Source organism: Polycladomyces subterraneus (assembly GCF_030433435.1).
GTDB lineage: Bacteria > Bacillota > Bacilli > Thermoactinomycetales > JIR-001 > Polycladomyces > Polycladomyces subterraneus.
Genome location: NZ_JANRHH010000036.1, coordinates 17,504 through 30,557 on the forward strand (window position 1 = coordinate 17,504; position 13,054 = coordinate 30,557).

14 protein-coding genes are annotated in these 13,054 nt (G+C 52.4%); 12 read left to right on the plus strand and 2 right to left on the minus strand.

Annotated elements, in window-relative coordinates; translation table 11 throughout:
• The first annotated feature begins 14 nt into the window (after nucleotides 1-14).
• The 9 genes from NWF35_RS09195 (at nucleotide 15) to NWF35_RS09235 (ending at nucleotide 7,052) form a co-directional block, all read left to right on the plus strand.
• Nucleotides 15-542 (plus strand): hypothetical protein, encoded by a 528-nt coding sequence (locus tag NWF35_RS09195; RefSeq protein ID WP_301238766.1) that lies wholly within the window; start codon nucleotides 15-17, stop codon nucleotides 540-542.
• Between the two features lie 25 nt (nucleotides 543-567).
• A complete protein-coding gene (locus tag NWF35_RS09200; protein ID WP_301238929.1) occupies nucleotides 568-1,452 on the plus strand; it encodes an NAD(+)/NADH kinase in 885 nt (294 codons plus the stop codon).
• Nucleotides 1,449-1,895, plus strand: coding sequence for a transcriptional regulator AhrC/ArgR (gene ahrC, locus NWF35_RS09205; RefSeq protein ID WP_212774809.1), 447 nt, complete (start codon nucleotides 1,449-1,451; stop codon nucleotides 1,893-1,895). The genes NWF35_RS09200 and ahrC overlap by 4 nt, the downstream gene beginning before the upstream one ends.
• Nucleotides 1,896-1,914: 19 nt before the next feature.
• Nucleotides 1,915-3,609 carry a DNA repair protein RecN gene (recN, locus tag NWF35_RS09210; RefSeq protein ID WP_301238767.1) on the plus strand — a complete coding sequence of 565 codons (1,695 nt, stop codon included), beginning with the start codon at nucleotides 1,915-1,917 and terminating at the stop codon, nucleotides 3,607-3,609.
• A 202-nt stretch (nucleotides 3,610-3,811) separates the two neighbouring features.
• Nucleotides 3,812-5,242: a SpoIVB peptidase gene (gene spoIVB / locus NWF35_RS09215; protein WP_301238768.1), complete on the plus strand. Its 1,431-nt coding sequence runs from the start codon at nucleotides 3,812-3,814 to the stop codon at nucleotides 5,240-5,242.
• Nucleotides 5,239-6,018 carry a sporulation transcription factor Spo0A gene (gene spo0A, locus NWF35_RS09220; protein ID WP_301238769.1) on the plus strand — a complete coding sequence of 260 codons (780 nt, stop codon included), beginning with the start codon at nucleotides 5,239-5,241 and terminating at the stop codon, nucleotides 6,016-6,018. Before spoIVB ends, spo0A begins: the two co-directional genes overlap by 4 nt.
• Nucleotides 6,019-6,297: 279 nt before the next feature.
• Nucleotides 6,298-6,582 carry a hypothetical protein gene (locus NWF35_RS09225; RefSeq protein WP_301238770.1) on the plus strand — a complete coding sequence of 95 codons (285 nt, stop codon included), beginning with the start codon at nucleotides 6,298-6,300 and terminating at the stop codon, nucleotides 6,580-6,582.
• A 28-nt stretch (nucleotides 6,583-6,610) separates the two neighbouring features.
• On the plus strand, nucleotides 6,611-6,832 hold the full coding sequence (locus tag NWF35_RS09230) for a hypothetical protein (RefSeq protein WP_301238771.1): 222 nt from the start codon (nucleotides 6,611-6,613) through the stop codon (nucleotides 6,830-6,832).
• A gap of 19 nt (nucleotides 6,833-6,851) precedes the next feature.
• Nucleotides 6,852-7,052, plus strand: coding sequence for a hypothetical protein (locus NWF35_RS09235; protein ID WP_301238772.1), 201 nt, complete (start codon nucleotides 6,852-6,854; stop codon nucleotides 7,050-7,052).
• Nucleotides 7,053-7,127: 75 nt separating this feature from the next.
• On the opposite strand, the gene NWF35_RS09240 is transcribed toward NWF35_RS09235, so the two are convergent.
• Both NWF35_RS09240 and NWF35_RS09245 read right to left on the minus strand, forming a co-directional pair.
• Nucleotides 7,128-8,120, minus strand: coding sequence for a superoxide dismutase (locus NWF35_RS09240; protein WP_301238773.1), 993 nt, complete (start codon nucleotides 8,118-8,120; stop codon nucleotides 7,128-7,130).
• 172 nt (nucleotides 8,121-8,292) lie between these two features.
• Nucleotides 8,293-8,544, minus strand: coding sequence for a DUF2627 domain-containing protein (locus NWF35_RS09245; protein WP_301238774.1), 252 nt, complete (start codon nucleotides 8,542-8,544; stop codon nucleotides 8,293-8,295).
• A 141-nt stretch (nucleotides 8,545-8,685) separates the two neighbouring features.
• On the opposite strand from NWF35_RS09245, the gene NWF35_RS09250 reads away from it, so the two are divergent.
• The 3 genes from NWF35_RS09250 (at nucleotide 8,686) to NWF35_RS09260 (ending at nucleotide 13,052) form a co-directional block, all read left to right on the plus strand.
• Nucleotides 8,686-10,755 carry a sigma-54 interaction domain-containing protein gene (locus tag NWF35_RS09250; RefSeq protein ID WP_301238775.1) on the plus strand — a complete coding sequence of 690 codons (2,070 nt, stop codon included), beginning with the start codon at nucleotides 8,686-8,688 and terminating at the stop codon, nucleotides 10,753-10,755.
• A gap of 255 nt (nucleotides 10,756-11,010) precedes the next feature.
• A complete protein-coding gene (gene ptb / locus NWF35_RS09255; RefSeq protein WP_301238776.1) occupies nucleotides 11,011-11,934 on the plus strand; it encodes a phosphate butyryltransferase in 924 nt (307 codons plus the stop codon).
• Nucleotides 11,935-11,948: 14 nt separating this feature from the next.
• Nucleotides 11,949-13,052 (plus strand): Leu/Phe/Val dehydrogenase, encoded by a 1,104-nt coding sequence (locus NWF35_RS09260; RefSeq protein ID WP_301238777.1) that lies wholly within the window; start codon nucleotides 11,949-11,951, stop codon nucleotides 13,050-13,052.
• Nucleotides 13,053-13,054: the final 2 nt, after the last annotated feature.

The window sequence follows — 13,054 nt, forward strand, 5'->3', positions numbered from 1 at the left end:
AGGAGGGAGAACTGTTGCTTCATCCCGGGGACCTGTTGGTCCTGTTCCTGCTGTTCGGAGCGGGGTTATGGTGGTTGGCGCATAAATGGCGAAGACGTGACCGGTCCGTCACTGCGAGATGGCAATGGACTGATACAAGTTCTGCCATTCGGGGCGAAATACCCGATATATTGCGGGAGGAAGGGTTTGACGTGGTGGCGGCCAAGCAAAAGCTCCCCATCTTTGTGCATGTGGGTTCGCAATCGTTTGAAAGCCGGTTATATGTGGACTATGTGGCCAAACAGGGTTCAGACGTATACCTGGTGATGGTGGCGCGACCGAAAAAACCGCTGTCAATGACCGGTGCTGCCATTCGGGATCGTTTTTTATCCCTGTTTTTGGCTTTGCATCCTACAGGGATTTTGTATGTGGATCCGGAACGGGCGCATATTCACCGCATTCATTTTGATGTGCCAGGGATTCGGTTTCCCGGACGCCGCTCGTGGGTATCCTATCTGATAACCATGGTTCTGGGCATGCTCTTGGCATTCTTCATCCGGTAACCCATGGATCACCGAGGTGAAGTCATTGACAACCATTGGCATTTCCGTCAACAAAGGAAAACCCAAGACACGGATCGTCACGCGTGAATTGGTGCGATTGTTGGAAGAGAGAAATGCCGGCGTGGTACTGGAGCCGGACATCGCACAGGAGATCGGTCGTCCCGATCTCGGTCTTCCGTTGGAACGTTTTCCTGAACGAGCCAACATCTTGTTTGTCTTGGGCGGAGACGGCACCCTGTTGGGGTTTGCGCGTCGGTTTGCGCAGCATTCGTTGCCGATATTGGGGTTCAATTTGGGTAACCTCGGATTTCTCTCCGAAGCGGAACCGGACAATCTGGCTGATGCAGTTGACCGTGTGATCGCTGGGGACTATTACATAGAAGAACGATTGATGCTGGATGCGGAGGTGGTGAGGGACGGGCAGGTACTGGAGCGGAGTGTGGCATTGAATGACGTGGGTATCGCCAAAGGATCGTTCAGCCGCATGATCACTTGCTCGGTGTGGATGGACGATTCATACTTGGGTACCTACTCGGGGGACGGTGTCATCGTCTCCACTCCGACCGGTTCCACTGCTTATTCCTTATCGTGCGGGGGGCCGATTGTATGGCCCGGATTGCAGACGATATTACTCACCCCGATCTGTCCGCACACACTGACCGCCCGGCCGATGGTGCTGCCGGCCGGAAGCGTGTTGGAAGTGCGGGTCAGCGCCACGCATCAGGATATCGGTTTGACCATTGACGGTCAACTGGGTTTTCGGTTAAATGTGGATGATGTGATCCGTATACGCCGGTCTCCGTACAATACCTTGCTGATCAAATGGCAGGAACGCTCCTTTTTTGAAGTCGTGAGAAAAAAGCTGCAAGGAGACACGGATGAGGATCCTGGGTTGGAGGGCAAACGATGAAAGCGCAGCGTCACATCAAGATTCGCGAGATTATCGCAAGCAAGGACATCGAAACACAAGAGGAATTGGTGGACGAACTGAAAAAAGCGGGATTCAATGTGACCCAGGCCACGGTATCCCGCGACATCAAAGAATTGCACCTCGTAAAGGTAGCTACCAACAATGGTCGTTACAAATATTCGTTGCCTGCCGACAGGCGCTTTAATCCGTTGCAAAAGCTGAAACGTATGTTGGTTGAGTCGTTTGTCGGTGTGGATCACAGCGAAAATCTCATTGTCATGAAAACTCTGCCGGGGAATGCGCATGCGTGTGCAGCTCTGATCGACCATTTGGATTGGCCGGAGATCATCGGCACGATTGCGGGGGACGACACGATCTTGATGATCTGCCGCAATAAAGAAGTCGTCCCAGAGGTCGTGAAACGTTTTCTCGACATGCTGTAGCTTGTGGGAGTGGATAGGGATGCTTCGGGAAATGTCCATCCGCCATTTTGCCATCATCGACCATGTCCGTCTGACGTTTGACGACGGATTTCATGTGCTGACCGGGGAAACCGGCGCGGGGAAATCGATCCTGATCGATGCCATCGGGCTTTTGGTCGGGGGACGCGGTTCCGCCGATTTCGTACGTCACGGAAAAGAGAAGGCAGAGATTGAAGGGCTATTTGAGGTACCGGCTGATCACCCAGTGAGAGATGTTTTGTCCGAAATGGGCATCGAACCGGAAGAGGATGTCCTCATCATCCGTCGGGAAATCGCGGCGAGCGGCAAAAGCACTTGCCGGATCAACGGACGCATGGTGACCTTGGCCATGTTGAAACAAGTGGGCGAACGGCTGCTGGACATCCACGGTCAGCATGAGCATCAATCCCTGCTGAAACCGGAAGAACACGTGGAATGGCTGGATGCTTTCGGTGGAGAACCGCTTTTGGCCAAACGCAGGGAGTACGAAGCCGTCTACCGAAAATACCGCGATCGGGAACGTGAATGGCAACGCTTAACGGTGGACGAGAAAGAGATGGCCCAACGAATTGATCTGCTACGCTTTCAACAGGAGGAAATTGCTGCGGCAAAGTTGACGGAGGAAGAAGAAGAGGAACTGGAGTTGGAGCGCAATCGGTTAGCGCATGCCGAAAAAATCGTCCAGAACGCGTCGGAGGCATATGAGGCATTGTACGGGGAACGGCGCGGACTGGAGCACCTGCACGACGCTTTACAAGCGTTGGAAGAGATTGTCCAAGTAGATGAATCGATCCGTTCCGTGTGGGAAATGGTCCAAAGCGCATACTATCAGTTGGAGGAAGCTGCGCGAGAGCTGGGAAAGTATCGTGATCAACTGGAATTTGACCCCGACCGGCTGGTCGAAGTGGAAGACCGTCTCCACCTGATTCGCCAACTGAAACGAAAATATGGCGATTCCATCCGCGACATTCTGTCGTTCGGCGAGCGTGTACAGGAAGAGCTGGAGCAATTGTTGAACCGAGATGAAAACAAAGAAGCGCTGGAAGCGGAAATAAAGCAACTTCGCGCAGTATTGGACCAAAAGGCGAAGGAACTGACCGCTTTGCGGAAACAAGCGGCCCAACGTTTGGAGGAGCGGGTAGAAAAAGAGCTGGCCGATCTCAATATGGGGGCCACCACGTTTCATGTTGCCTTTTACGCTTCTGAAACACCGAACGGATTGACGCCGATCGGCAAGGACCGGATTGAGTTTCAAATTGCGCCCAACCCTGGTGAACCGCTCAGACCACTGGCCAAAATTGCATCTGGCGGGGAATTGTCCCGGATTATGCTGGCATTGAAAACGCTGTTTGCAGATGTGGACCACATCCCTACCCTCATTTTTGATGAGATCGATACGGGGGTCAGTGGACGCGCAGCCCAAGCGATTGCCGAGAAAATGGTGGCTTTGGGGCGAAAAAGCCAAGTCTTGTGCATCACGCATTTGCCACAAGTGGCCTGTATGGCGGACACGCACTTTTACATTTACAAAGAAGCAGAATCAGGACACACCAAAACCCATGTCGAAAAACTGGATAGGCAGGGAAGAACGTTGGAGCTGGCCCGGATGCTGGGCGGTGTGGAAGTGACGGACACCACACGAGAACATGCGCAGGAGATGCTTCAAATGGCCGAACAGATGAAAAAAGCGATCTAAAAAGGAAATAAGCCGCTTTCGGGAAGTCCTGTTCCCAAAGCGGCTTTACTTTTCGTGCAGCTCATCAGTGTCATTCGGATTGTCAGGAATCATTTGTGTAACATAAAAGGCTCGGGCCGCGGGCAATGTAACAGTACCGACGGTCAACACTGGGTATCAACGCGATGGAGGTGCAGGCAGGAGCGCGGGAGTGTGATCCGTTTTGCGGGAAAAACAGAAAAGAAAATGGTGGGGTATTGTACTGGTTGGCTTCCTTATCTGGGCCAGTATGACACCGACTTTTCAACAGTTCACTTCGTTCCCCCGGGAATTGCGCTTGTTTTCCGGTCATCAGGAACAACTTCGACTGACAATGCCGGCCACTGTGATGGCCGACATCGCCGATCCACACGTAGCGGCGATCAACGGGAAAAGTCGTGCGCAACTGGATTTGCATCATCCGTTTACCGTCATGACCAAACATCGCGGACAGACGCGGCTGACCCTCCGGTTGTTTGGACGCATTCCACTCAAGACACTGCAATTGCGGGTTTTGCCGGAAATCCGCGTGATTCCCGGCGGACAGTCGATCGGGGTCAAACTGCAATCAGCCGGAGTGATGGTTGTCGGTCATCATCTGGTATCGCAGGGAGATGAGGCGATTTCACCCGGAGAAAAAGCGGATATCCACGTCGGTGACTATATCGTGCGCATCAATGATCAACCGATCAAAAACGTCAACCAAGTGTCAACCATTGTCCGGAAGACATTTGGCCAACCGCTGAAAGTGAAGCTGGTACGCGGTGACAGTGAGCGGGAGACGACATTGACACCCGTCTTCGACAAACGGGAGGGGATCTATCGCATCGGCCTCTATATCCGTGATTCCGCCGCGGGTGTGGGCACATTGACGTTTTACGATCCGGTTCGAAAAGTGTATGGTGCGTTGGGGCATGTCATATCCGATATGGATACCGGTCAGCCGATTCGAGTCGGAGGGGGGACGATCATTCATTCCAGCGTCACCTCCATCCAAAGAGGAGAGTCGGGTGAACCCGGGGAAAAACGCGCGATTTTTTTCCAGGAGCATCACGTTCTCGGTTCCATTCGACGCAATACGCCGTTCGGGATCTTCGGTAAAATGGACCGATTGCCCGACAAGGGCCTGTACAATCGAACAGTTCCTGTAGCGTTGGCAGAAGAGGTAAAAGAAGGACCGGCCCAAATCCTGACAGTGGTGGAAGGGCAAAAAGTGGAGCGGTACAACATTGAGATCGTACATGTAGTTCATCAAAAATATCCAGCGACCAAAGGGATGATCATCAAAATTACCGACCCGAGACTGTTAAAGAGTACGGGAGGGATCGTTCAGGGGATGAGCGGCAGTCCCATTTTGCAGAACGGCAAACTGATTGGAGCTGTGACACATGTCTTTGTTAATGATCCCACTTCCGGGTACGGTACACTGATTGAATGGATGTTGCAGGATGCGGGAGTACTAAATGCGGCGGGTCTCCAAGAGACCCGTTTCTCTTTTTTATCATTAAAGGAAATGTATGGTCGTATTTTGAATCCAAAAGCAGGATCGACCATTGGAAATGTCGAAAAACTTCATAGCACAATCAAAGAAGCGGACAGGGGGACATTGCTTTGAATAAAATCCGCGTTTTGTTGGCCGACGACAATCGGGAGTTTGCTGAATTGTTAAGGGAATATCTCGCTTCCCAGGACGACATGGACGTGATTGGTGTTGCCTACAATGGCAATGAAGTGTTGGAAAAATTGGAGAAAGACGTGCCGGATGTGTTGGTGCTGGACATCATCATGCCACACTTGGACGGATTGGGTGTGTTGGAACAAATCCACGAACGGGGAATCAAACCGGTTCCCAAAATCATGATGTTAACGGCTTTTGGTCAGGAAAACATCACCCAGCGTGCAGTGGAATTGGGAGCGGCCTATTACATACTCAAACCATTTGATATGGACGTGTTGGCGCATCGGATCCGTCAAATGAAAGGACAACCGGGCGCACCGACCACGATGAAGTCGATGAATCCGCAGTTGAACCGAACCAACAATCTAGACGCCAACATCACGAGTGTGATCCACGAAATCGGCGTACCAGCTCATATTAAAGGGTATCTGTACCTCCGCGAAGCCATCACGATGGTGTACAACGAAGTGGAGTTGCTCGGCGCCATTACCAAAACGTTGTATCCACGGATCGCGGAGAAGTACAACACCACGCCCAGTCGGGTCGAACGGGCGATTCGTCACGCGATCGAGGTAGCTTGGAGTCGGGGCAACATGGAATCCATTCGCAATCTGTTTGGATATACCATCAACGTGACCAAGGCAAAACCCACCAACAGCGAATTTATCGCGATGGTAGCGGACAAATTGCGTATCGAGCACAAAGTGGGTTGACACCCCATACGCCTGATGGCATGGGATTCTGGCATCTGTGGCCCGTCTTGCAGCGTATGCTGGAACGAGCTGAGAAAACGAAGCGCGGGACTAAGATTACCTGAAAAAACCTCCGGAATTTCTTTCAGATTCCGGAGGTTTTTTGCGTTTGGTGCGAGAGGGAAGGTCCACACAAATCTTTAATCAACTCGTGCGGAAACAATCACCCGACGGGTTGATTTTTTGATAAAATATAAGAGATTTATGCCGGATGAACAGTCGTGAGAGGCAAGATACGGGATGACGCAGAAGAATTCATCAAATGGTAAATCGATGTCGGAACAAGAACTGTACGATTTGATGAAAGAAATGTATGACAAAGAGCTGACGCGGAAAGATACAATGGAAATGCGCATTCAGATACCGATTGCCATGATCACGGCAATGATGGGTGGCTTTTATTACCTGGCCAAAAAACTGGTATCCGCCATTTCCATGACTTCCCCTTTACTATCCAGCAATTTGTTGTTTTTTTTTGGGTGGTTCGTTTTCGTCAATTTGTGTCAGTATGCTGTTTTTCTTTAAATTTTTGTGGCCGGTCAACTATGAGTGGATGCCCCGGGCGTGGGATATTCAAGCGCAATATCCCGAAAAAAAGGCGGTTTTGAGAAAGGCGCTGATCAAAAAATACGCCAAATGCGCGGATATCAACTCGCGGATCAACGACCGTAGAGCTGATGATTTCGCCCATGGCATGCAGGCACTCATCATTGCGCTGGCTTTGGCCATACTGGCTTGTCTGCCGTACGGATGGTTCTTGTTCATTTCCAGATGAATCACGGGAGGAATAGGGAATGTCCAAACGCAACACGCAATACGAAGACGAATACGAATGGCTGGAAACCCGCTCGCAAAAAGGGCGTGTGAAAAAGGAGAAGCTTCTGGAAGAAGCGATCTTTTTTCGGGGGGCGCCTGCAAAATTGCATCGCAAAGTCGAAAAGGTACGCAAAGAAAAGGAAGCGGACCACCAAGAAAACAACGACCGGGATACATAATTTCTGCCCAAATGGAAGGACCGATTATCCGCCAGGGATGTATGGAGGCCGATCGGCGGACGATCGGTCCTTTTTTCAATACGGTCTCCATCGAATCGTTTGCGCCTGAACAAAACGGCGGTTGACCGCTGGCCAATTGACGACGTGCCACCAGGCTTCGATGTAGTCCTTTCGTTTGTTGGGGTATTTCAAATAATAGGCGTGTTCCCACACATCCAAAGGCAGCAGCGGAATCACGTCCCATTGTGACAGGTTTTGGTGTTTTTCCGCCTGCAGGATCTCCAGGTGTTGGGCTCGTGGTGCCCAGACGAGAATCGCCCAGCCCCCTCCTTCGACTTTTTCGGCGGCTTGCGAGAAATGTTTCTTGAACGCTTGGAAACTGCCGAAGTCCCGTTCGATTTGCTTACGTATCGGACCTGTGGGTTTTCCACCGGCATGAGGAGCCATCGTTTCCCAAAACAAGGTGTGCAGATAATGACCGGCCCCGTTGAAGGCTGCTTCGCGTTCCCAGTGTTTGATCAGATCGAAGTTGCCGGTTTTTCGCGCTTGCACCATCATTAATTCCGCTTTGTTCAAGCCGTCGACATAACTTTTGTGGTGTTCGTCATGGTGTAGGTGCATCGTTTTTTCGTCGATGTACGGTTCCAGGGCGTTGTAGGGGTAGGGGAGCGGTGGTAGCTTGTGTTTTCCCGGAGGGACGGGGTGGATTTGGATTTCGGTTTCGGAAGTGGTATCGGATGATGTATGCTCATCATCGGATGGCTCGATGGGCAAAGTGTGAACCGACGCGGGGTGGGGGGGATGATGGAACAGAACCGTCAGCATTTGCTGATGGGTATAATACGCACGATGCAGCGCCTCATACAACTGATCTGCTGTGCTAGCCTGATCGGTAGCCAATTGTTGCAACGATTGAAATGCCTGATCGATTCGGTCCAGCTGTTTCAACAGTGAAGGATTGCGGGTGGATGAGTGAATGGAGGCGATTTTTTGCCGTCCTTGCCGGGTGATGGACAAAATTTGGTGACGAAGGGAAGAAGTCATGTAACGATTGTACGAAACTGACATGCACGTTCCTCCTCGGGTATGGGCTACGATCACAAGATATGTGACCGTTCGGGGAGGTGTGCCTCGTCTCCTGACGGAGCGCTATTGATCGCTTACGAATCTTCAAGCGGGGACGCGAGCCGACAACGCGCTTAAGAGAGGCGATGGCCCGCGACTTCCCGAGCCCGAAGGTCTATTTCCTCTCGATCCATTTCCGCAGTTTTGGCTGAATTTGGTTGCGTTTGAAGTCGCGGTAGAAAATGAAACCGGCGAGAAAACACAATCCAAACAAAAACAGCGCCAGTCCCCCTATGAAAGGGAGCCACGCAAAACGCCCTCTGGCAAAATAATTGAAGAAAACATCACGCATCAGTGTCCAACCGTAAACGCCCAGCACTCCGGGGATGCACAGCACGATGATGGCGAGCAATCGTTGGTACAACATGTCAATACCGCCTTTCTTTCCTCTCTCCATAATGGTATCTTAATTCATGTCTGTTTTCCACGGTTTGGTCTTACATGAAAATCTTCCGGTTATGGTAAGATGATACCGGATTGACACCTCACACCACAAAGGGGGGAGAATGTGAAACGGTTTCTGATTGTGGGTGGGGGAAAGGGAGGAACGGCACTTCTTCGGACCTTGTCCGAAATGGACCGAGTGGTGGTGATGGGTGTGGTCGATGTAAACGATCATGCTCCCGCCGTCCGTTTGGCCAGGGAAATGGGGATTCCGACCGGTACGGACGTGACCCCCTTTCTGAGAGAGCGACCCGATGTCATTTTGGAGGTAACCGGAGACCCGTCCGTTTATGAACATTTGTGTCGTCTCACGGAACAGGGGACCCTTGTGATCTCGGGTGCTGTGGCTAATCTCATGTTGCAACTGATCGAAGAAAAAGAAACGTGGTTTGAAGCATGGCGATCCCGGCAACGGGAGTTGGACGCGATCCTCAACTCCACGCATGACGGGATGATCGCCGTCAACAAACAGGGGAAAATCACGCTGTTTAACCGGGCGGCCGAACGATTGATGAAGATGAGTATGTCCGACGTGATGGGCAAACCAGTATCGGAGACGATCCCCAATACCCGGTTGGATTATGTGCTAAAAACCGGCAAACGGGAGCTGAACCGCCAACAGACATTGCCTGACGGCACGCGTATCGTGACCAACCGCGTGCCGGTGACGGACCGTCATGGCAATGTGATCGGCGCCGTGGCCGTTTTTCGGGACATCACAGAAGTGACCTCCCTCAGTCAGCAAGTGACCAACCTGGAAAGCATGAAAAGTTTGCTTCAAGCGATTATCGACTCCTCCGACGATGCTATCTCCGTAGTGGATGCGCAGGGGATCGGCATCCTGATCAACCCCGCCTATACCCGGTTGACCGGCCTGAAGCCGGAAGAGGTGATTGGCAAACCGGCCGACACCGACATTTCCGAAGGGGAAAGCATGCATATGAAGGTGCTGAAAACACGGCAACCGGTTCGCGGGGTGCCGATGAAAGTGGGTCCGCACCGGAAGGATGTCGTCGTCAATGTCGCTCCGATCATTGTGGATGGGGAACTGAAGGGCAGCGTCGGCATTTTGCACGATATGTCCGAGATCCAAAAGCTAAATCAGGAGCTGGAGCGGGCCCGGCGGATCATCCGCACACTGGAGGCGAAGTATACGTTTGACGACATCATTGGCCGAAGCGAAGCGTTCATCTATGCGGTCGAACAAGCCCGTCAAGCGGCGAAAACACGAGCGACGGTTCTGTTGCGAGGGGAATCCGGTACTGGAAAAGAGCTGTTCGCTCATGCGATCCACAATGACAGCGACCGGAAATACCATCAGTTCGTCCGGGTCAACTGTGCGGCTATTTCCGAATCGCTGTTGGAAAGCGAGCTGTTTGGATATGTCGAGGGCGCGTTCACCGGGGCGCGTCGCGGCGGTAAAAAGGGATTGTTTGAGGAGGCGAGCGGAGGCACCATTTTTTTGGACGAAATCGGGGAGTTGGCCCCCAACATTCAAGCCAAACTCCTGCGCGTCCTGCAGGAGAAGGAAGTGCTCCGTGTCGGAGGAACCAAACCGATTCCCGTCGATGTGCGGGTGATTGCCGCCACCAATGTCGATTTGGAAAAGGCGATTCGGGAAAAACGCTTCCGGGAGGATTTGTACTACCGGCTCAATGTGTTGCCGATCCACATCCCGCCCTTACGTCAACGTAAAGAGGATTTGCCCGATTTGGCCTTGCATGTGATCAAGCGGTTCAACCAAGAATACGGGCGCAATGTGGAGACGATCGATCCGCATGCCCTCCAAGCCTTGCAATCCTATTCATGGCCCGGGAATGTACGGGAGCTGGAGAACGTATTGGGTCGTGCGATGATCAACATGGGTTATCACGAGCGAACCATGCGGTTAGAGCATTTGCCGCCGTTGGAAGCGACGTCCCGTGCGGTGTTCCCGGACATGGGTGATGGGGCGGAAGGGGAAACACTCCAGGAAGTGATGGCGCGTGTCGAAAAGGAGACCATCCTTCGCACTTATCGGCAATGTGGCGGCAATAAGACGGAAACGGCCCGGCGGTTGGGCATCTCTGTGCGCAATCTCTATTACAAGTTGGAGCGTTATCAGCTGGATTCCGATCCGGAGATGGAAATATAACCTGCAATTTTTTGCAGGAAAGATCCATCATAGGCGTGCAAAATATTGCAGGGATTTTCTTGGTTTTCTTATCGGCACTTCTGTCGAGTCTCACGGATAGAAGCGGAAAATCAGTTTTTTCCGCAGTTGTCCAACCTGATGACGGGAGATTGGCATGGGATTTGCACTTAACTGCATGAGGGCCGACCATTTCGAGAACAATATTGAGCAAAGATCCGGCAAAAAAAGACAAGGTCGGAAAAAAGAGGTGGAATCATGAAACCCATTCGTACTTTCTCAGAAATCTTGGCGAAAGCTGAAGCACTGGAACCTGTAACTGTCGCGGTAGCCGCTGCGGATGATCGGGAGGTGCTGGAAGCAGTCGCAGACGCGAAAAAACGGCAAATCGCTGATTTCCGTCTGTTTGGTGATCGGAACAAAATCCGGGCGTTTGCGGATGAAATCGGTTTGTCGCTGGACCCGGACATGGTGTCCGACCAACCAAACCCTGCTCTCGCGAGTCGGGAAGCGGTTCAGGCTGTTCGCGAAGGACAAGCGGATGTGGTGATGAAGGGGATGGTCCAAACCGCAGACTTCCTGCGGGCAGTACTCAACAAAGAGGCGGGCTTGCGTGGTTCCGGCGTGCTGAGCCACGTGGCGACGTTTGAGGTACCGGGGTACGACCGTTTGATTCACGTAACCGACCCGGCACTCAATATCGCTCCTTCACTTCAGGAGAAAGTGCAAATCGTTCAAAACGTCGTCCGGTTGTGTCACTCGCTGGACCTTGCAGAACCCAAAGTGGCCGTACTCGGAGCAGTGGAAGTAGTCAATCCCAACATGCAACCCACACTGGATGCGGCCGCACTCGCACAAATGAACCGTCGCGGACAAATCAAGGGGGCTGTCGTCGACGGTCCGTTTGCGCTGGACAATGCTGTATCGGTGGAAGCGGCTGAGCACAAAGGAATCAAAAGCCCGGTGGCGGGTCGCGCCGATGTGCTTCTGGTCCCCGATATTGAAGCGGGCAACATGCTTTACAAATCCATGGTCTACTTTGCCCGCAGCAAAATCGGTGGTCTGGTGTTGGGTGCCAAGGTACCCGTTGTCCTCACTTCGCGAGCGGACACGCACGAAGCCAAACTTTACTCGATCGCGATGGCGGTGTTACAGGCGGATTTCAATAAACGTCAAGCATAAGGAGGAGCTCCGTCATGAAGCTGTTCGATTACCTGCAAAAATATGATTACGAGCAACTGCTGTTCTGCCAGGACCGGGAATCCGGTTTGAAAGCGATCATTGCCATTCACGATACCACGCTCGGCCCCGCTTTGGGTGGTACCCGGATGTGGACCTACGATTCCGAAGAAGATGCCATAATTGACGCCCTGCGTTTGGCCCGTGGCATGACCTACAAAGCGGCGGCGGCCGGTTTGAATCTGGGCGGGGGGAAAACAGTTATCATCGGTGATCCGCGCAAGGACAAAAACGAAGCGATGTTCCGTGCGTTCGGTCGGTTTATCCAAGGCCTGAACGGTCGTTACATCACCGCCGAAGACGTGGGCACCACCGTGGAGGATATGGACATCATCCATCAGGAGACTCGCTACGTGACGGGAGTGTCCCCGGCATTCGGCTCCAGCGGCAATCCCTCCCCGGTGACAGCTTACGGTGTCTATGTCGGAATGAAAGCGGCGGCTAAAAAAGCTTTCGGCAATGATTCGCTGTCCGGAAAAACGGTGGCGGTGCAGGGGGTCGGCAGCGTCGCATACGAGCTCTGCAAATACTTGCATAAAGAAGGAGCCAAATTGATCGTCACCGACATCAACCAAGAAAATTTGGAACGCGCCGTTCGCGATTTCGGAGCGGAAGCGGTGTCTCCGGACAAAATCTACGATGTCGATTGCGACATCTTCTCTCCGTGTGCGTTGGGGGCGATCATCAACGATGAAACGATTGGCCGCTTGAAATGCCAAGTGGTCGCCGGTTCCGCCAACAACCAGCTGAAAGAGGAGCGTCACGGTGACATTCTCCAAGAAAAAGGCATAGTGTATGCACCCGACTATGTGATCAACGCCGGTGGCCTGATCAACGTGGCTGATGAGTTGTTGGGTTACAACCGCGATCGGGCGATGAAAAAAGTGGAAGGCATTTACGACAACATCATGAAAGTATTTGAAATCGCCGAGCGGGACAACATCCCGACCTACAAGGCGGCTGACCGGATGGCGGAAGAACGAATCGCTACTTTGCGCCAATCCCGTAGCATGTTCTTGCAAAATGAACGCCACACCTTGAATATGACGCATCACGGTTAATG